The organism is Lutimonas halocynthiae (assembly GCF_030409835.1).
In the GTDB taxonomy this organism is placed as follows: Bacteria; Bacteroidota; Bacteroidia; order Flavobacteriales; family Flavobacteriaceae; genus Lutimonas; species Lutimonas halocynthiae.
The window spans coordinates 122784-141368 of the sequence record NZ_JAUFQO010000004.1 but is presented as its reverse complement, the minus strand read 5'-3'; the positions used below and the strand labels follow the sequence as shown (position 1 = coordinate 141368).

Here is an 18585-nt window from a genome sequence, read left to right as displayed (position 1 = left end):
TAATTCTTAATTAAAAATTCTTTTTTATTGCCTTTTTATTGAATGGAAAAGATCATTAATACTGTTGTTTGGGCAGCTCTGATACAGGGCTTTATTTTAGCAATGCTTTATATATTTTCAAAAAAGCACAGCAGCAAGGCGAACGTCTTATTGGGACTATTTCTTTTGTGTTTTGTTTTCGAGGCCATGTCAATGTGGGTGCCTTATGACCATATAGGAGCATACCAGATCGCATATTATTTTAATCTGCCTGAAGTTAAGTTATTCTTTCCGGTACTGTTTTTGAACTATGTTCTTGAAAAGCTCGGCGTTACTTCACGCTATAGTAAACTTTTGAAACTTATTTATAGCCTCTCATTTGTTGTGGTTGGTATCACAGTAGTGAATTTTTTGATTTTTTTGATGAATGGAAAATCCATTCAGGAGTATCTTAGTTGGGATATTATCTCCAATGTTTTTATGGTGAACCAATACCTGGCCTTCTTTTTAACTATAGGAGCCATTGCTCTTGCGATTAGGGAAGTTTTGAATTATAAAACCCAGATAAGAAATGAGTATGCAGACCTGGATATGTTTAATATCAGATGGTTATGGCATTTTATTTTTGCAGTGATTCCAATTTCGTTTATGTGGGGATTAGAACTTCTTAGAATAGCACTAGGAGGTACCGGTATGTCTTCTTATGTTTTAATGACCTGGGGTTTTGTTATCCTATTTATTTATTGGATTAGTTTCAGGGCCTTTCAGCATAAAAATTTATTTGATGGATTACCGATAAATGAGCTTAAATCATCAAAAGAAATCAGGAGTATTGATACAGGTAAAAACGATTTTAAGGAACTAAGCAGGCAATTAACAAATGAGATGGAAGCAAACACATATTATTTGAATCAGGATTTAAATATTTATGATTTGTCTAGATCAATGAATACACCTTCAAGGCAACTCTCTGCCTGCATCAATAATGAAATGGGAGTTAATTTTAACGAGTGGGTTAATAATTATAGGGTAGAGGCTGCCTTAAAATTACTAAAGGATCAGTCTAAAGCGCATTATTCCATCGAAGGAATCGGAGAAGATTCAGGCTTTAAATCGAGGTCGGCAATGTATGCTGCATTTAAAAAGAAAACGGGCCATTCCCCTGGCCATTTCAGGAATCTTTGATGTGCTGATTTATGTATCAAGAACTGTTGTTTTGTCCTGAATACTGATTTTGCTACAACCTGTTACTGTCTAAAGTGAAATTCTGTAATAATTTTAAGTCTATGGTATATAGCAATATCGTAAATCATTAAAATTATTTATCATGGAATTTAAACCTACAACTAAAAAAAACAGAATAGAAGTGGTTGATGCACTAAGAGGCTTTGCCTTATTGGGTGTGTTTTTAGCCAACGTGCCCTTTGGAGACATCGAGGCAATTCAAACCAGTTTTGACCCTACGCTTAATTTTTTATATCATTTATTAATAGATAAGAAGTTTATTACCATCTTTTCTATGCTTTTTGGTTTCGGATTTTACATTCAGATGAGCAGGGCAGAGGAAAAAAAGATTCACTTTCAATCTTATTTTCTGAAAAGAATGGGGCTATTGTTTCTTATAGGAGCCATTCATTGTTTTCTATTGTGGAACGGAGATATAATTATGTCATATGCTTTCGGAGGGGTTTTTCTTTTATTGGTTAGAAAATTATCAAACAGGTCATTGTTAATACTGGCCTTGGTTTTTAATATTTTACTTACGGGTACCATATTTATAGGGAATTCAGCCTTGGGATGGCAATCTTATGGATATGATTTTGCCTTGGCAACTGAATTGCCTGTAACACAGTCATTTTTGAGATATTTAGAGATCAATTGGACCATTTCTCCATGGATAAACTTTTTAAACGACATGCCATTAACCTTAGCTTTCACATTTGGGAACATGCTGATAGGAATGTTGTTAGGCAGGATTAATTTCTTTTCAATGCCAGAAAAATTTAGAACCATGACCAATTGGTTCATTCTTTTAGGATTGACCTTGGGATTGGGTTCAAGTTATGCTTTACATATGATATTTTCCGGGGAATTGGAAATGGACCTTCCTTTGTTATGGTTGCCGTTCGTGATCCTTGCAGGAATGTTATTGCAGAGTATGAGTTATGTTTCGATCTTTATAAGATTGTATCGCTCTGTTCGGGTAAAAAAACTGATTGGCTTCTTTAATCCTGTAGGTAAAATGGCGCTTACAAATTATTTGATGCAATCTGTTTTCTATCTTTTGATTTTTTTTCATAGTCTTCCGGGTTTACACTTGTTTAATAAAATCACAGCGGGAGAAACTTATTTACTCACTCTCTTGTTATTTGCCTTACAATCGTTATTCAGTACCTTGTGGCTAAAAAAGTATCCACAAGGACCGATAGAATATGTATGGAGAAAAATGACCTACAGCGGAATAAGTATCGTAACAAGAAAAAAAAATAAAATGATGAGCAATTCTAAGTCAACCTTACTTTTAGTGATGGTTTTATGTGGCATGCAGTATGGCTATTCTCAGGAAAGGCATGCCGAGATTGTGAATTTCGAAAGCGGAGATGAAACGATAGAAGGAATTCTAATCCGCCCAAATTTGGATAACAATACGCCTGCGGTAGTTTTTCAACAAGGATCCGGGCCACATGCCTTTGATGGTTATGAAAAAGAAGCCTGGGGGCCTCATAAGTTCTATATCGAGGATGTTCTATTGGAATTAGGCTATGCCGTTATGTATTGCAATAAAAGAGGCCTTGGTAATTCCACAGGAAACTGGAGACAAAATAGTTTTGAGGGAAGGGCTAAAGATGCCTATGCTGCCGTTAGCTATCTAAAATCTATGGATTTTATCGATGCTGACCGAATTGGTGTTTCTGGTCATAGTCAGGGAGGATGGATTGCGCAACTTGTAGCATCTCAACATAGTGATATAGCCTTTGTTCTTAGTTTGGCAGGCCCAACAGTAGGCGTTCAAGAACAAGTTGATGACAATGACAGATCAAGATTTATTTGCGAAGGAATGACAGGAGACAAACTGGATAAAAAAATAGAGAAAAGAAAAAAATCACTTTCAAAATCAGCGAAACTAGGAGAAAAATCCGGCATCATAGGTAGTGCCAAACATTGGAATTTGATTCATGATTATGATAATGATCAAGCCCTGTTGTCGCTTACATGCCCAACGTTGCTATTATTTGGAGAATTTGATATCAACGTTGATCCTGAATTGAACGTGGAACATTTAAAAGAAATATTTAATGATGAAGTCCCGAGAAATATTAGCCATAAGACAATGCCTCTTGGTAATCATGGATTTTATAAAGTGGAGAACAAATGTGTAGATTGGGATACTGCTGCAAAGGGAAGTTTTGATGCTGAGTTTCAAAATGAAATTAAAGAATGGTTATCATCATTATAAAAATTATTGTATTATTTAAATGAAAAAGGCTTGTCATCGACAAGCCTTTTTTAGAATTTGTTATTCAGCAGGAGGTGGAGCTGACACCATTGTTACAATTCGGTACAGATCTCTATGTCTCGGGCCGGCCATATTGTCTTCAACACTACTTCCAAAATCATCTGGCCATGTGAAATCTTCAGTAAAATGACTTCCTAAGGCATCGCTAAGTGAAGAGAATAAATCGTAAGAACTGGTCCTATAATGGAAATTCCCTGATTCTGGTAAAATGACATAATCATTACCCCATCCTTTCATGGTTGTTTTTCCTTCTGCCATGGCTTTTTCAATCATTGGTTTCCATTCCTTTGATTCAAAGTCCATATGTTTTGCAACATCTTTAGGTTGGTGGTATAAGACAAAAACATATTTAAAATCTTTCTGTGGATCGGCATTTGGAGCAGCTACAAAGTTGTCGCCAGGTCTTAAAAATATAGTCGCAGTATTTTTCCCCATATTCCAGGTATCCATATCTTCCATTTTGGTGTCTGGAAAAAGTGCTTGTAAATTTCCCCATATTTCATTGGCTGTATCCATATTATTAAAAGTATTGACAATCAATATGTTAGCGCCTTTATCTTGATTAACGCCTCCAACTTTCTGAAGGATAGCCCAAAAGGTTAAGTTGCCCTTTGTCACTTCACTTTCGGCTAGTTTTTGCCAATAAGTAGTTTCTCTCTTGAGGTATTCTTGCATGTTTTCAGGTTCAACCCTTCTGTATTGATGGGTGATTACTGCCTGAGCAAATAGGGTAGGGATACAGAAGAGCATTCCTAGTGTAAATAAGAGTAATTTTTTCATAATAGATTGATTTTAGTTGAGTTATAAAGGTAACAAATAAAATCAATTCTATTTTTTGTAGCCGAAAAGACAAATATAGAAGGTAAAAATAAACTAGCTTGAAAGCAGTATTCAAATGTTTAATTATAGCTAAAATCACCAAATTCATCATCAAATTCTTCCAACTGATTCTCTTCAAAATCATCGGCCGAAAGGTCTTCAGATTCGAATTGAATTTCTGGAGCGTCATTGGGAACGACACCTAGTGAAAAGAGTAAACTTGGAAGTTCTGTGCTATCATGGATAAAATCAGACTGAATCAATTCAACGTAAAAAGACCACATATTAAAAAAGTCATATACATAGATCATTTTATCATTTTGGTTGATTAAAGCATCGCTTAAAATAACCTCTCGCATTTGAATCTTTTGGTCAACACCTTCTCCCATATCAAATAAAGGATGCTCCTCTCCTTGAACCCATGTTTCATCTGACCTGTAAAAAGAAGCCATTTCTTCTCCCGTAAAACCGAAAGAATTTGTTACGGCATTGTGCAGATCTTCGAGACTTGCTGAAGCATCAATAGCAATATCTCTAATCACGTCTTCTTCTGTATTTAATATTACCCTGATTTTATATACCATAACCAACCATTCTAATTTTTTGCAAAAATAATACTTTAATTCAAAAGTGTTACTTTTACCTTGTTAAAAATGTTATAATTATCCTTCTATAATGAAGTCTGCTGCGATCTTAGAAAAACTTAATGCCATTAATAAGGACACTTTAATGGAAACACTGGATATCACTTACACAGAAGTTGGAGATGACTTTTTGGTGGCTACCATGCCTGTCAACTCAAGAGTTCACCAGCCCATGGGCCTTCTTCATGGAGGAGCAACCGTAGCTTTAGCAGAAAGCGTGGGAAGCGCGGCATCATATTATCTTCTTGATCATGAGAAGCAAGAAGTTCGTGGTATAGAAATTAATGCAAACCACGTGCGGAGTATCAAGGAAGGTATTGTAAAAGCGACTGCCAGAATTCTGCATAAAGGAAGAACTACGGTACTGTATGAGATCAAAATAGAAGATGAAGAAGAGCGATTAATATCAATATGTAAGCTAACCTGTATCATCCTGACAAAGCGTTAAACCTTTTCAGTATGAATCGTAGATTAATCAAAAAGATTTTTAAAATTATTGGATGGACGCTCTTAGGGGTTTTTGTTATTGCCACTTATTTGATTTATACTTTTACAAGTCCTTCTTCTGAAGCTGAGATTATCGAGAAATTTGAGGATGATATAAGACAACCCACTATTAGTTATACGCTTTTTAAGGGACACAATGTGAGGCTTGTCGGTATGCAAAAAGAAATGGATTCTCTTTTGCCGACTCTTTTTTTTGTGCATGGTTCTCCAGGCTCATCAATGGACTTTAAACGTTATTTAAAGGATTCCACATTAAATTCGCTGGCCAATATTATAAGTTATGACAGAATAGGATATGGTCCTGAACGCACCGGAGAAGTTTTAAATACACTTCAGGAAGAGGTTGATTTACTTCATCAATTATTAGATGGAATGGATGTAACAAAGGTTGTGTTGGTTGGTTATTCTTATGGAGGAACGGTAGTAATGGCTTCTGATTTGCATTACAAGAAAAAGATAGCATTGGCCGCTGCGGTTAAGGGTGATCTCGAACCAATGTTTTGGGCCATGAATTTATATAGCTGGCAACTTACGAGGCCTTTAATTCCAAAAGTTTTTAGGGGAGCTAGTATAGAAAAATTCAGGCATGTTACCGAATTAAGTCAATATGCAGAAAGATGGGGTTTAAGCAAGTCAAAAGTCTTGTCTATCCATGGTAAGGAAGACTTTATTGTCCCGTTTGAGAATTCAATTTATCTACAAAATCAAATAGGGAAAACTAAGTTTACTTTAATTCCTCTTGAGGAGGGAAATCATTCGCTTATTTGGACTAATTTTGAGCTCATAAAAACAGAACTGATAAAAAGTTTAAGTAAAAATGAATTTTGAAGCGCTACTAAGAAAGATTCATAAAGCAAAAGATACGGGATTACCTTTTGTTGTTTACAGAAAGCCCGATGAGCAATTAGTGAGGGCTGTTATACAAAATGATGATCGCATAGTATATTCCAATGATTTTTTGTCTTCTGGTTTTATTATGGCCCCTTTTAATGCAAAGGAAAAAGCAATTCTCTTTGCTGACAAGCATTCAAATAAATTCAGCTGCCCGATTAGTGATGATGAATATGCTGATTTTAATGTCTCCGATAATGAAATGCAAGCCAGCTCGGCAGGAGAATCGCAAGAGCTCCATCTAAAACTTGTTAAAAGAGGAATTGAAAGAATTGAAAAAGGAGATTTTGTTAAAATTGTTCTTTCCAGAAGAGAAATAGTAAGGCTTAAGCATATTGATATCACAACAATTTTTCGAAGGTTAATGTCGAAGTATCAGTCAGCTTTTGCTTATGTCTGGTTCCATCCTGAAATTGGGCTATGGGCAGGAGCAAGCCCTGAAACACTTTTGAAAACAAAAGGTAATTCTTTTCAAACTATGGCATTGGCCGGCACACAAAAATATAAAGATGCAAGAGATGTGTCTTGGGGAGAAAAAGAAACAAGAGAACAGCAGATCGTTACTGACCATATTGTGGCTTCACTTGAAAATATGGAATTAGAAGTAAGTGATACTTATACAAGAAAGGCTGGGAACCTACTTCATTTATGCACTGATATAAAAGGTCAATTGCACGATGAGAATAGTTTGAAAAATCTGATAGGGAAGCTGCACCCCACGGCAGCCGTGTGCGGACTACCAAGGATCGAAGTACGCGATTTTATCTTGACAGAAGAGGCCTATGACCGGTCTTTTTATACTGGGTTTTTAGGAGAATTGAACTATTCTGATGAGAATTTGGAAAATTCTGATACGGGTATTTCTAATGGTCTTGAATCCAATCTATTTGTAAACCTAAGGTGTATGCAATTGAATGAGAAAGAAAATGCAGAGGCCATTATTTATGTTGGAGGCGGCATCACTTTAGATAGTGATCCACTCTCCGAATGGAATGAGACAGTTGATAAGAGTTTAATTATGAAGTCAGTAATCAACGCTTAAAATTACCTTCAGTTATTCCCTTAATAGTCCCAAAAAAATCACGTATTTTTGTTTGGTATTTTTAAGTCTTTAGATGCCCAAATATCCCAAAAAAAAACTCGCTCAGCTGCTTTTACAGGCTTGTGTAACGCATAATATTGATAAGGTAGTCATATCACCAGGTTCAAGAAATGCACCCTTAACACTAGGGTTTGTGAACCATACTGATATAAGCGCTTTTAGTATAGTGGATGAACGTTGCGCGGCTTTTTTTGCCTTAGGTCTTGCCCAACAATCTGGAAAAAGTGTTGCTTTGCTGTGCACCTCCGGATCAGCTTTGTTGAATTATTATCCTGCGATAGCAGAAGCCTATTACAGTAAAATCCCATTGGTAGTTATATCAGCAGACAGACCCGAACATCTGATTGATATTGGCGATGGTCAAACTATAAGACAAGCTAATGTGTTTAGTAATCATATTTGTTTTCAAACCAATCTCCAAACGCAAGGAGCCATGTCTGGAAGTGAGGGTCAGGATGAAATACTCGCTAAAAATGCCTTGAAAATAAATGAGGCACTTGATGTTTCAATGGAAAGGATGGGTCCGGTACATATAAATATTCCTTTTGATGAGCCTTTATATGAGACAGTTAACGATTTATATGATTTCAAATCGTTAATTAAAAGACAAGGTCAACTAATCTTGGATACTTTGTTGACTGAAGAACCGATTGCACTTGAAGTATTAGAGAAATATGCCTCAGTTTGGAACAGCGCATCGAAAAAAATGGTGCTTATAGGTAGTAATTTCCCCGATGAATTGATTGCTGTTCAAATGCAGCATTTGATAAAAGATCCTTCTGTTATAATTTTAACTGAAACGACTTCTAATTTATCAGGAAAGAAGTATATAAATTGCATAGATCAATTGATTTTTCCACTTGATGAGGATCAATTTCAAGACTTACAACCAGATATCTTGTTAACTTTCGGAGGAATGGTTGTGTCGAAAAGAATTAAACAATTTCTAAGAAACCATAAGCCTATAGAGCATTGGCATATTGATAGCCACAGGTCATTAGATACTTTTCACTCTTTAACGCATCATTTTGAGATCTCACCTCAATTGTTTTTCAGCCAGTTTTTCTTTTTGACCACTGTCACTGAAAGTAAATATCAAGCCAAATGGTATGCCGTAAACCAACTAAGAAAGTTGGCTCATAAAAAGTATTTAAGTGATGCTGAATTTTCTGATATTAAAGTATTTGACCTTGTATTAGATAGTTTGCCCGAAGTTTGTAACCTGCAATTGGCCAATAGTTCGATTATTCGTTATTCGCAATTATTTGATTTAAGGCCTGGAATAAAAGTCTTTTGTAATCGTGGAACCAGCGGAATTGATGGAAGTACCTCTACAGCGATAGGAGCTGCCCTGGGGTCTGTAGAACAAACAGTTCTGATCACTGGGGATATTAGTTTTTTCTATGATAGTAATGGACTCTGGAACAAGTATATTCCTGCTCATTTTAGGATCATTCTGGTGAACAATAATGGAGGAGGGATTTTTAGGTTTATTCCTGGTCCAAAAGCTTCGGATGCACTTGACTTTTTTGAAACAACGCATCAACTTAATGCTGCTAGTTTGTGCAAGATGTACGATTTCAATTATACAGCAGCCAGCAATGAAAATGAGTTAAATGAAAAGCTGGCAGAATTTTATAAGCCCTCAGAAAAGGCTTGCTTGTTGGAAATCTTTACGCCTTCTGAAAAAAATGACCTGATACTCAAGGACTATTTTAGGCAATTATCCTAATTAAAATTTACAGTCCATCCCCATCATTATTAGGCTCTTCTTCCTCCTCAGGGATTTGATCTCCATCAGAATAACCTAATCGTTCAGCTCTTTGCTTTTCCAATACGCGTTCAATATTTGCGTAATAACCATCTGAATCACGATTGTCTGAGCCTATTTTAGCATAGCCGTTTTTATAATGCTTCAGTGCTTTTTTATAATCAAAACCAGTCTCATAATACATCCCTATATAATAGTCACCTAGCGGTGTGTCAGGGTATAGCCTCATGATCATTTTTCCAAATTCCTCTAAATAATCACCATTAGCTTTGTCGATGATAATGGGTTCAATTTTGTATATGTCACTTTCTCTTATTGTTACATTAGAGCCATATAAGTATTCAATTTCTACATATTTTCTTTCCAAAAATTCTATGGCATCTCCAGGTGTCATATCAGCAATTTCCTGATCAAACTCCTCTTGAGAAATAGCAGCAAATTGTTTAAAGGTGAAGCCAATTGAGCTGGCTATAGATTGACCTATCGATGCTGTTTTACTAGCGTTGGAGAAGTCATCGTATTTGTACTTGAAATTAGGATTCTCAGATAACTTGAGTAAACTATTTGTGCTATTGATCCCTTTGGTTCTTTTTTCTGTATTGTAGTCTCCTCCACTTAAATAATAAAAATATTGGGTGATCAAACTCTGACTTTTCAACTCAAGTTTCTGATGAAGTTCTGGAGCAAAACTTGGGTTAATACTTATATAAGCATTGAAAACTGGTGTTTCTTCCAAAAAGAAATAATTGATAAAGTTTCCGGTAAGGGTTGTACCCATAACAGTCTTAAATAATGAGGTTGGATAATTATCGTCCATATAGGGTAGTAGCTCATCTCTTATGAAACCATAGAACTTTGAGCTTTCTTCATTAGGCAATCCAGTATCTTCACTATAATCACAGTCTGCATATCTCTCCTCATTTTGATTTTGATAAATGGCCACTACAATCTGTTCAGGAGCTTTGTCTCTGGCAGCAAATAATTTTGAATTGGCTACATAAACATCAAATAGAAATTCTCCATCCATTAAAATTGCAACAGGATAAGTGTTTTTTTCATTTTCCTGAAAAGAATCAGGAATGTAGATTTTTAAAATTCTCTCCTGATTTAACATAACGGAATTGAACTTTTTATAAATGATATTGTCCTGAGCTTGTCCAATAAAGGAAATAAAGAAAAATATTAGCACTAATTTTCTCATGAGATATGGTTTAAATTGTTTGTTGTTTGCATGACAAAAACGATCAACAAGAAGTTTAATCTCTAAACTTTTGTTAATTTCGCTTCGATTAATTAATTATCGAACGTTTAAAGGAGGTAATTATTTTGTAGAATTTGTAAAACTTATCAAATGAATCAACCTGATTGGCAAATTGTTAAAGAATATGAGGACATTACCTATAAAAAGTGTGATGGAATAGCCAGAATTGCTTTTAACAGACCTGATGTACGTAACGCTTTCAGGCCTAAAACTACCAAGGAACTTTACGACGCTTTTTATGACGCTCAGGAAGATGTGAATATTGGTGTTGTATTACTTTCTGCTGAAGGGCCTTCATCTAAGGATGGGGTATATTCTTTTTGCAGTGGAGGAGACCAAAAAGCGAGAGGACATCAAGGTTATGTGGGTACAGATGGTTACCATCGCCTAAATATTCTGGAAGTTCAAAGACTGATACGTTTTATGCCAAAGGCTGTAATTGCAGTTGTCCCGGGATGGGCAGTTGGAGGAGGACATAGTCTGCATGTGGTTTGTGATCTTACTTTGGCGAGTAAAGAACATGCCATTTTTAAACAAACAGATGCTGACGTAACTAGTTTTGATGGAGGATACGGATCAGCCTATTTGGCAAAAATGGTAGGACAGAAAAAAGCAAGAGAAATATTTTTCTTAGGAAGAAATTATTCGGCGCAAGAGGCCTATGAAATGGGAATGGTTAATGCAGTGATTCCTCATGATGAATTAGAGTCAACAGCTTTTGAATGGGGCCAGGAAATATTAGCTAAATCACCAACTTCTATTAAGATGTTGAAGTTTGCCATGAATTTAACAGATGACGGAATGGTAGGCCAACAGGTTTTTGCAGGAGAGGCTACAAGATTGGCCTATATGACTGATGAAGCCAAAGAAGGAAGAGATGCTTTCTTAGAAAAGAGAAAGCCAAATTTTGAAAAAAAATGGATTCCATAGGTTTAATAAATTATTGATGAAAGACCAAAGTATTACAGTTTTAATAAAATGTGAGGATCAAAAGGGCTTGGTGGCAAAAATAACCAATTTCTTTTTCAACGAAGGGTTTAATATTTTGAGTTGCCAGCAGCATGTAAATAAGCTTGAAAATAAATACTTCATGCGGATTCATGTAAAGGCTGAAGAAGTTGCCATTTCTAGGTCAGCACTAGAGCTTAAATTCGACAATTTGGCTCACGAACTTGAAATAGACTGGTCAATCAATTATGAGCGCACAAAAAAGAAGGTAGCGATAATGGTTTCTCATACAAGTCATTGTTTATATGATCTTTTAGAAAGACATCGCGAAGGTGGCTTGGATTGTTCGATTGAAATGGTGATCAGTAATCACGATAAACTGCGCGCTATTTCAGAAATGTTTGGCATTCCCTATTATCATCTTCCTGTAGATAAGTTACATAAAGAAGAGCAGGAAAAACAAGTGATGTCACTTTTAGATGAGCAGCAAATAGACCTGATTATTATGGCACGTTATATGCAAATTCTTACAGCTGATTTTGTTGGTACCTACCCTGAACGCATCATTAATATTCACCATTCATTTCTGCCTGCTTTTCAAGGTGCCAACCCATATCAACGGGCTTATGAAAGAGGTGTGAAATTAATAGGAGCAACAGCTCATTATGCAACCATAGATTTGGATGAAGGACCCATCATCGAGCAAGGTGTTGAAAGAGTCACGCATGAAAGTACAACCAAAACCCTCAAACAGATCGGTGCCGATATTGAGCGGCTTGTGCTTGCAAAGGCCGTTAAATGGCATTTGCAAAATCAAATTATCGTTTCAGATAACAGAGCAATCGTGTTTCCTGAGGCAGGAGAATAGTATCGTTTATTTAAAAGAAAGCTTATGAAAATTATTTGCATAGGAAGAAATTATGCCAAACATATAGAAGAATTGCATAATGAAAAACCAAAAGAACCGGTGATTTTTATGAAACCTGATTCTGCTGTTTTATTAAAGAAGAACCCCTTTATCATCCCGCCATTTTCTCAGGATATTCATTATGAGGTTGAGGTTCTGGTAAAAATCAACAGAATAGGAAAGTTTATAGATCAAAAATTTGCGCACAAATATTATGACGAGATTGGCTTGGGAATTGACTTTACGGCAAGGGATCTTCAAAGCAGGTTAAAAGAAAAGGGGCTTCCCTGGGAAAAAGCCAAAGCTTTTGATGGCAGTGCTGTTATCGGTAATTTTTATCCTAAAGACAGCTTGGATCTGGAGAATATTAAATTTCAATTGTTTAAGAATGATGAGCTGGTTCAAGATGGAGACTCTTCACACATGCTTTGGAAGATCGATGAATTGATCGCTTATGTATCGCAGTATTTTACACTTAAAATAGGCGATGTGATCTTTACAGGAACTCCTGCAGGGGTTGGAAGGGTAGAGGCTAATGATGTATTGAAGGGTACTTTAGAAGAGAAAGAAATGTTTCATATTAAAGTAAAATAGTCTTTGAAAAATCTTGAAATAGAAAGAAAATTTTTGATTCTTAACAATGATTTCAAAAAGGAATCATATAAGAAGGAACGCATAATTCAGGGATTTCTATCCTCCGTTCCTGAAAGAACGGTACGGGTAAGGTTGACAGGAGACGCTGGTTTTATAACCGTGAAAGGCATTGGAAACGAAGCTGGAACTACAAGATTTGAATGGGAAAGAGAAATATCAAAACAGGAGGCAGAAAGTTTGTTGGAGATTTGTGAAGCAGGCATTATCGATAAAGAACGCTATTATGTCAAAGCAGGTGAACACATATTTGAGATTGATGAATTTGAATTAGACAATAAGGGCTTGGTGATGGCTGAGGTGGAATTGAAAAATGAAGAAGATTCGTTTGAAAAACCAAAATGGTTAGGTGAGGAGGTCACAGGTCAGAAAAAGTATTACAATTCCAGTCTGGTTAAAAATCCATTTCAAAATTGGTAAAAAAAAAGGTGAATGATCAACATTCACCTTTTTTTATTAGTTCTTTAAAACAATTCTAAATCGGGCTTTACCTTCTTCAAGATGTGCCAAAGCTTCATTCACTTTTTCCATAGGAAATTCTTCAACAGTAGGATAAATATCATGCCTCACACAAAAATCTAACATTGTTTTGGTAAGCTCTGGGCTGCCAATAGGGCTTCCACCAACAGTCTTCTCACCCATAATAAGTGAAAAAGCTGGGATGGCCATTGGCTCTAAAACGGCACCTACCGTATGAAACTTTCCTTTTGGTTTTAGGCAAGTTAAATAAGAATTCCAGTCAAGTGTCACATTAGTCGTGTTTAATATAAAGCTTAGTTTTCCGGCAATGGCTTCGAGTTCTTCCGGAGATCTTGAATTAACAACTTTAGAGGCGCCCATTTTAAGGATCTCCTCTTTTTTATCAGGATTTGAGCTAAAAGCAATGACTTCACATCCCCAATGTTTAAGAAATTTAAGCGCCATATGCCCGAGACCACCAATTCCGATGACACCAACTGAATCCGTTGGTTTTACTCCTGCCAGTATGATTGGATTAAAAACGGTAATTCCGCCGCATAACAAAGGGCCTGCCTTTGATAAATCAATGGCGTCGGGTAAAGGAATAGCCCATGACCAATGACCTCTTACATAATCTGCAAAACCACCATGACGACCTACAATTGTCGCTTCATGAGTCGAACAAAGATGCTGATCTCCATCCATACATTGAGAACAGCTCATACAGGAGGCTGATAGCCAGCCTAAGCCAACTTTGTCACCGACTTTAAGGTTTTTTACGGCGTTGCCTGCGGCAACAACTTCACCGATAATTTCATGGCCAGGTACCAAAGGGTAAGACGTCATACCCCATTCATTATTGATCATACTTAAGTCAGAATGGCAAATGCCACAATGAGAAACTTTAATGTCAACCTGTTCAGGGCCTAACTGATCTAATTCATAACTAAAAGCCTCTAATTTTCCATTAGGCTCGTGAGCCGCAAATGCATTTACTTTCATTTTTGTTTTTATTTTCGGGGGTTAAATTCAATCTGACACATTGCATTGGCAATATGTTTTTATTTACATTTTTCTAAGACATGTGCTAATTCTTCTTCGGTCAAAGTCATAACATGATGAGGATTAGGGACGATCTGTTTAATCTCTCCCAGGGCACAGGAACAGTAAGAATCTGCATCTGCCTCAGCCACATCTTTTTCTTTTTGTGCTATTTTACAGTGTTCAAGAAATAATTGTTCAACTTCTTCGGTCCAAGGATCTTCTATTTTGATGAGAAGCAGGTCGTCAACGCATTTTGAGTTAACAAATAGTGATACGATTTCATTTTGTTCAAGTTCCATGGCAACCACTGGGTCTGGGTAGGCTTCAATGGAGGATTCCAGCAAGCAATCACAATATTTTTTGGCGTTTTGCACATCTTCGCTTTCGAGAAACCCAACACAGTTTCTTTCAAATTCAAGCATGTTTTTTTCAGTCCATTGGTGTTTGGATGCTTCAGCTTCTTTTGCTGAGGTCTCGCTTTTTTTCTCTTTCCCACAATTTGTCAAAAGAAAAAGGGTAAGTATAAATAATAGTGCGGTATATTTTTTCATAATATTAGAATTCAAAAATTTCACATTTGATTCTTTCTGTTTTAAGTTTTTCTCTTGAAACAAAATCGGAAACTACGTTGCCAGCAGTGGAGCCCCAGAAGATTACATCTCCGGCACTTCCTCCTACAGCGCTTCCTAAAAATTGCCCTGCAGTTGCTGCAATGGCCCTGGTTTCTCTACCCTTCATTTTTTTTTCATCAGGTCTGCCCACAGCGATTATGTTGTCAATGGGTATTTTTTTTCCAGCAATAGGCATAAACCTGGTACTTCGAGCATAATCAAAAACCCTGATTACGCCTCGATCTTTAAAAATACCGGTAATTTTTCCTTGAAAATAATGAGGGTTTTTCCCTTGTTTGGCATGCCCGATAATGATCAGGTCACCAAGCATAAATGTATCTATGCTTACTTCATTGTAGTTTGCGTCAAATCTCTTCACCAGCAATTCTTGACCAAAGCTGGGGAGACTGAATCCTACAATCAAAATACAGATTAAAAGTTTTTTCATGGATTCAATGTTTGGTTAATAAATCCTGTGAAAAACTAGATAAAGATTGAATCTTATTGAATTATTAGAATTTCATAGGGCTAAAAATCTTGTTACAACTCGATTTTTTTTAGCCCTATGAAAATACAAAAAATATTAATCCAATACAGTAGCTTCTTCTTTCTTTTCAGAATAAAGTTTTACACCCGCCTCGTAGTATTTATCACCTTCAGTCCAGAACGGTGTTTTTGGATCATTGGAGATCATTCTGCAAGTAAGGACATAAGATCTGAAGAATTTTTCCAGATAGTCGTAGTCAACTGTTTCGGGATTATCAGTAACCTGATGGTATGTTTTTGTTACCTCTTCATCAAACGCAGTAAAGCCTAAACTATAGGTTGGAGCTGGAATACCTTTTTTAGCAAAATTCACATTATCTGATCGGTCAAAAAGATTTTGCTCTGGAGCCGGATCATCTATAGCTTCGAGGCCAAATTCTTTGGCGCCGTCAATGATATGCTGAGCAACCGTTGTTCGGTTCAAACCAAAAATGGTTACTTTCGATGTGTCGTTATAACCTCCGTTGTCACTATTAAAACAGTATACCATCTTATTTAATGGTATCATCGGATTTTCAGCATAATAAGTACTGCCCAGTAATCCTTTTTCCTCACCGGTAAACAAAATAAACAGAGAAGATCTTTTTGTCGGATATTTAGCAAGGTTTTCGGCGGCACTCAACACAGTAACGGTACCTATTGCATTGTCTCTTGCACCATTATAAATAGAGTCATTTTCAGCATTTGGTTTGCCGATTCCAACATGATCATAATGAGCAGAGTAAATGATGAATTCATCTTTTAACTTAGGATCAGAACCTTCAAGATATCCAACAACATTTCTTGATGAGAATTCTTTGGCAGCAATTCCTTCTACTTTTAAATTGGCCGTGATTGATTTTGCACTGGCCATACTTGCGGCACCGGTCATGCCTGAATCGCCCACATAAATGTGAACAAACTTTTCAGTTTCTTCTGTGCTTTTAAGACCCGTCTTGTCCTCGTTAAAATAATGAGAATATCGATCCCACATGTTTTGATCAACTTCGATTAATTCTATTAATCCGGCTGCTCCAAAATTTTTAGCTCTTCCTCTTTTATCTCTTCCTGCCATTAATTTAGATCTCATGTTAGTTGATTCAGAATTTCCTGCTTTGGTAATAACGAGTTTCCCTTTCACATCAACTTTTTCAAAATCTTCCTTAGATCCAAAATCAAGAAATACTGCCTCTCCGTCATAATCAATATTTTTAACAGAAATTCCCAAGAATTGTTCACCTGTGATATCATTTAATTTTAGACTTATATTTGAAGGTGCAGACACTGTTTCCATCGGCACATTTTGGTAGAAACTTCCATTTTCACCAGCTGGTTTAACCCCGTATTTGCGTAAGTGATTCGAAAGATATGCCGCCGCAATTTTCAATTCGTCTGATCCTGTTTGTCTTCCTTTTAATTCGTCAGAGGCAAGGAAATATACGTGACTTTCAATGTCTCTTTTTAAAACTGTCGAAGTGACAAGTTCAGCATCTGATTGAGCCTGCATGCTTAGCCCAAGGCAAAGCGTAATGACAGATAGTATTGTTTTTTTCATGAATCGTTTAATTTAGTTTTAGCCGCTAAATATATAAATTAAAATTAGAAGCGTGAGAGAGAGTCTAGAGTTTCAATTATTTGTAGTTGTCAATGCCTATATTTGTTCTCCAAAATTTTAAAATATACATGAAGGCAGAAATCATCACTATTGGAGACGAAATTCTCATAGGGCAAATAGTTGATACCAACTCTCAATGGTTGGCTCAGAGACTCAATGAGATTGGGGTATCGATTTATCAGATCACTTCTATTCAAGATGATAGAGCGCATATTTTAAAGGCAATTGAAGAAGCCGAACAAAATGCGGATATAGTGATAATGACAGGTGGGTTGGGACCTACCAAAGATGATATTACCAAATTAACTTTGGTTGAATATTTTGATGATGAATTGAAATACAACAAAGAAATCGAAAATCATATCAAGCTTTTGTTTGGAAGGATAAAATACAATTTTACTGATATGGATCTTCAACAGGCGATGCTTCCTGCAAAAGCCACAATTATGAAAAACCATTTAGGAACTGCCTCCGGAATGTGGTTTGAAAGGAATAAAAAAGTTTTTGTTTCCCTTCCGGGTGTTCCAAATGAAATGAAAGGTTTGATAACTACTTCAGTATTGCCAAAACTTAGAGAAGATTATCATTTGCCTTTTATTGCACATAAAACCCTGCATACATATGGATTAGGGGAGAGCAGGGTTGCAGAAAGATTGACTGATTTTGAGAATAGCCTTCCTGATTCTATTAAACTGGCTTATTTGCCATCTTACGGACGGGTTCGACTTAGGTTAACAGCGAGAGGAGTAGAGGAAACATCTTTAATGTCAGACCTTGATGAAAACGTTGTAAAACTTAAGGTTTTAGTGAAGGACATTTTTGTTGGTGAAGAAGAAAATACTTCTATAGAAAGAACTGTCAATGAACTGCTGTCAAATAGTAAAGAAACTTTGAGTATAGCTGAAAGTTGTACAGGTGGTAATATTTCAAAAATGATCACAGCTATTCCGGGGGCGTCTTTATTTTTAAAAGGAGCAATGGTTGCTTATTCTGCTAAAGTAAAGGAGGAGCTTCTTCACGTATCTTCAGCGCTAATTAAAAGGCACTCTGTAGTAAGTAAAGAAGTGGCTATAGAAATGGCTACAAAAACACGTGATTTATTCTCTACTGATTATGCCATTGCAACTACAGGCAATGCCGGACCAACAACAGATGAAACGGATAAAAGTGTAGGCGTTGTTTTTATTGCAATTGCCAGCTCATCAGGAGTTTATGTTGAAGAATTTTTCTTTGGAAAGCCAAGAGCCAAAGTAATTGAAAGGGCATCTGTGAAAGCCTTGGAGCTGCTTAGAAAAGAAATTTTAAAAAACAGCTTAAATAGTTTGTCAGATTAG

18 protein-coding genes are annotated in these 18585 nt (G+C 36.3%); 11 read left to right on the top strand and 7 right to left on the bottom strand.

Going from position 1 to position 18585, the window contains the following annotated elements; genetic code table 11:
* Positions 1-42: 42 nt before the first annotated feature.
* Positions 43-1164, top strand: coding sequence for a helix-turn-helix domain-containing protein (locus tag QWY87_RS06415; RefSeq protein ID WP_290289585.1), 1122 nt, complete (start codon positions 43-45; stop codon positions 1162-1164).
* A 142-nt stretch (positions 1165-1306) separates the two neighbouring features.
* Positions 1307-3436, top strand: coding sequence for a DUF418 domain-containing protein (locus QWY87_RS06410; protein ID WP_290289582.1), 2130 nt, complete (start codon positions 1307-1309; stop codon positions 3434-3436).
* A gap of 60 nt (positions 3437-3496) precedes the next feature.
* Here QWY87_RS06410 and QWY87_RS06405 read toward each other — a convergent pair whose 3' ends face one another.
* Both QWY87_RS06405 and QWY87_RS06400 read right to left on the bottom strand, forming a co-directional pair.
* Positions 3497-4276 (bottom strand): hypothetical protein, encoded by a 780-nt coding sequence (locus QWY87_RS06405; RefSeq protein ID WP_290289580.1) that lies wholly within the window; start codon positions 4274-4276, stop codon positions 3497-3499.
* Between the two features lie 119 nt (positions 4277-4395).
* Positions 4396-4899 carry an IS1096 element passenger TnpR family protein gene (locus QWY87_RS06400; RefSeq protein ID WP_290289578.1) on the bottom strand — a complete coding sequence of 168 codons (504 nt, stop codon included), beginning with the start codon at positions 4897-4899 and terminating at the stop codon, positions 4396-4398.
* Positions 4900-4990: 91 nt separating this feature from the next.
* On the opposite strand from QWY87_RS06400, the gene QWY87_RS06395 reads away from it, so the two are divergent.
* From QWY87_RS06395 to menD, 4 genes are all read left to right on the top strand, one after another.
* The gene (locus tag QWY87_RS06395) at positions 4991-5407 is read left to right on the top strand and encodes a hotdog fold thioesterase (protein ID WP_290289577.1); all 417 of its coding nucleotides are present in this window, start codon (positions 4991-4993) and stop codon (positions 5405-5407) included.
* A gap of 11 nt (positions 5408-5418) precedes the next feature.
* A complete protein-coding gene (locus tag QWY87_RS06390) occupies positions 5419-6294 on the top strand; it encodes an alpha/beta fold hydrolase (RefSeq protein ID WP_290289576.1) in 876 nt (291 codons plus the stop codon).
* Positions 6284-7399 carry a chorismate-binding protein gene (locus QWY87_RS06385; protein ID WP_290289574.1) on the top strand — a complete coding sequence of 372 codons (1116 nt, stop codon included), beginning with the start codon at positions 6284-6286 and terminating at the stop codon, positions 7397-7399. The genes QWY87_RS06390 and QWY87_RS06385 overlap by 11 nt, the downstream gene beginning before the upstream one ends.
* Positions 7400-7472: 73 nt before the next feature.
* The gene (gene menD / locus QWY87_RS06380) at positions 7473-9191 is read left to right on the top strand and encodes a 2-succinyl-5-enolpyruvyl-6-hydroxy-3-cyclohexene-1-carboxylic-acid synthase (protein ID WP_290289572.1); all 1719 of its coding nucleotides are present in this window, start codon (positions 7473-7475) and stop codon (positions 9189-9191) included.
* A 7-nt stretch (positions 9192-9198) separates the two neighbouring features.
* Here the strand turns inward: menD and QWY87_RS06375 are convergent, their stop codons facing one another.
* Positions 9199-10431, bottom strand: coding sequence for an alpha/beta hydrolase (locus QWY87_RS06375; RefSeq protein WP_290289570.1), 1233 nt, complete (start codon positions 10429-10431; stop codon positions 9199-9201).
* A 150-nt stretch (positions 10432-10581) separates the two neighbouring features.
* Between QWY87_RS06375 and QWY87_RS06370 the strand changes: the two genes are divergently transcribed.
* Genes QWY87_RS06370 through QWY87_RS06355 form a run of 4 tightly spaced genes read left to right on the top strand, consistent with a single transcriptional unit; the run spans position 10582 to position 13417 of the window.
* Positions 10582-11421: a 1,4-dihydroxy-2-naphthoyl-CoA synthase gene (locus QWY87_RS06370; RefSeq protein WP_290289569.1), complete on the top strand. Its 840-nt coding sequence runs from the start codon at positions 10582-10584 to the stop codon at positions 11419-11421.
* Between the two features lie 16 nt (positions 11422-11437).
* Entirely contained in the window at positions 11438-12307 is an 870-nt protein-coding gene (purU, locus tag QWY87_RS06365) for a formyltetrahydrofolate deformylase (protein ID WP_290289568.1), read from the top strand.
* Positions 12308-12331: 24 nt separating this feature from the next.
* Positions 12332-12940: a fumarylacetoacetate hydrolase family protein gene (locus QWY87_RS06360; RefSeq protein WP_290289567.1), complete on the top strand. Its 609-nt coding sequence runs from the start codon at positions 12332-12334 to the stop codon at positions 12938-12940.
* A gap of 3 nt (positions 12941-12943) precedes the next feature.
* The gene (locus tag QWY87_RS06355; RefSeq protein ID WP_290289566.1) at positions 12944-13417 is read left to right on the top strand and encodes a CYTH domain-containing protein; all 474 of its coding nucleotides are present in this window, start codon (positions 12944-12946) and stop codon (positions 13415-13417) included.
* Positions 13418-13453: 36 nt separating this feature from the next.
* Here the strand turns inward: QWY87_RS06355 and ahr are convergent, their stop codons facing one another.
* From ahr to QWY87_RS06335, 4 genes are all read right to left on the bottom strand, one after another.
* Positions 13454-14458, bottom strand: coding sequence for an NADPH-dependent aldehyde reductase Ahr (gene ahr / locus QWY87_RS06350; RefSeq protein ID WP_290289565.1), 1005 nt, complete (start codon positions 14456-14458; stop codon positions 13454-13456).
* A 59-nt stretch (positions 14459-14517) separates the two neighbouring features.
* Positions 14518-15051, bottom strand: a complete 534-nt coding sequence (locus tag QWY87_RS06345; RefSeq protein WP_290289564.1) for a hypothetical protein — start codon at positions 15049-15051, stop codon at positions 14518-14520.
* A gap of 4 nt (positions 15052-15055) precedes the next feature.
* Positions 15056-15559, bottom strand: a complete 504-nt coding sequence (locus QWY87_RS06340; RefSeq protein ID WP_290289563.1) for a hypothetical protein — start codon at positions 15557-15559, stop codon at positions 15056-15058.
* Between the two features lie 135 nt (positions 15560-15694).
* The gene (locus QWY87_RS06335; RefSeq protein ID WP_290289562.1) at positions 15695-17191 is read right to left on the bottom strand and encodes a M28 family peptidase; all 1497 of its coding nucleotides are present in this window, start codon (positions 17189-17191) and stop codon (positions 15695-15697) included.
* A gap of 128 nt (positions 17192-17319) precedes the next feature.
* On the opposite strand from QWY87_RS06335, the gene QWY87_RS06330 reads away from it, so the two are divergent.
* Positions 17320-18585: a competence/damage-inducible protein A gene (locus QWY87_RS06330; RefSeq protein WP_290289561.1), complete on the top strand. Its 1266-nt coding sequence runs from the start codon at positions 17320-17322 to the stop codon at positions 18583-18585.

Excerpts from the sequence above, each read along its gene's own strand:
- QWY87_RS06370 (WP_290289569.1), top strand. The coding sequence starts at position 10,582 with ATGAATCAACCTGATTGGCAAATTGTTAAAGAATATGAGGACATTACC.
- QWY87_RS06410 (WP_290289582.1), top strand. The coding sequence starts at position 1,307 with ATGGAATTTAAACCTACAACTAAAAAAAACAGAATAGAAGTGGTTGAT.
- QWY87_RS06330 (WP_290289561.1), top strand. The coding sequence starts at position 17,320 with ATGAAGGCAGAAATCATCACTATTGGAGACGAAATTCTCATAGGGCAA.
- QWY87_RS06360 (WP_290289567.1), top strand. The coding sequence starts at position 12,332 with ATGAAAATTATTTGCATAGGAAGAAATTATGCCAAACATATAGAAGAA.
- QWY87_RS06385 (WP_290289574.1), top strand. The coding sequence starts at position 6,284 with ATGAATTTTGAAGCGCTACTAAGAAAGATTCATAAAGCAAAAGATACG.
- menD (WP_290289572.1), top strand. The coding sequence starts at position 7,473 with ATGCCCAAATATCCCAAAAAAAAACTCGCTCAGCTGCTTTTACAGGCT.
- QWY87_RS06345 (WP_290289564.1), bottom strand. The coding sequence starts at position 15,051 with ATGAAAAAATATACCGCACTATTATTTATACTTACCCTTTTTCTTTTG.
- QWY87_RS06335 (WP_290289562.1), bottom strand. The coding sequence starts at position 17,191 with ATGAAAAAAACAATACTATCTGTCATTACGCTTTGCCTTGGGCTAAGC.
- QWY87_RS06415 (WP_290289585.1), top strand. The coding sequence starts at position 43 with ATGGAAAAGATCATTAATACTGTTGTTTGGGCAGCTCTGATACAGGGC.
- QWY87_RS06375 (WP_290289570.1), bottom strand. The coding sequence starts at position 10,431 with ATGAGAAAATTAGTGCTAATATTTTTCTTTATTTCCTTTATTGGACAA.
- QWY87_RS06340 (WP_290289563.1), bottom strand. The coding sequence starts at position 15,559 with ATGAAAAAACTTTTAATCTGTATTTTGATTGTAGGATTCAGTCTCCCC.
- QWY87_RS06400 (WP_290289578.1), bottom strand. The coding sequence starts at position 4,899 with ATGGTATATAAAATCAGGGTAATATTAAATACAGAAGAAGACGTGATT.
- ahr (WP_290289565.1), bottom strand. The coding sequence starts at position 14,458 with ATGAAAGTAAATGCATTTGCGGCTCACGAGCCTAATGGAAAATTAGAG.
- QWY87_RS06390 (WP_290289576.1), top strand. The coding sequence starts at position 5,419 with ATGAATCGTAGATTAATCAAAAAGATTTTTAAAATTATTGGATGGACG.
- QWY87_RS06395 (WP_290289577.1), top strand. The coding sequence starts at position 4,991 with ATGAAGTCTGCTGCGATCTTAGAAAAACTTAATGCCATTAATAAGGAC.
- QWY87_RS06405 (WP_290289580.1), bottom strand. The coding sequence starts at position 4,276 with ATGAAAAAATTACTCTTATTTACACTAGGAATGCTCTTCTGTATCCCT.
- purU (WP_290289568.1), top strand. The coding sequence starts at position 11,438 with ATGAAAGACCAAAGTATTACAGTTTTAATAAAATGTGAGGATCAAAAG.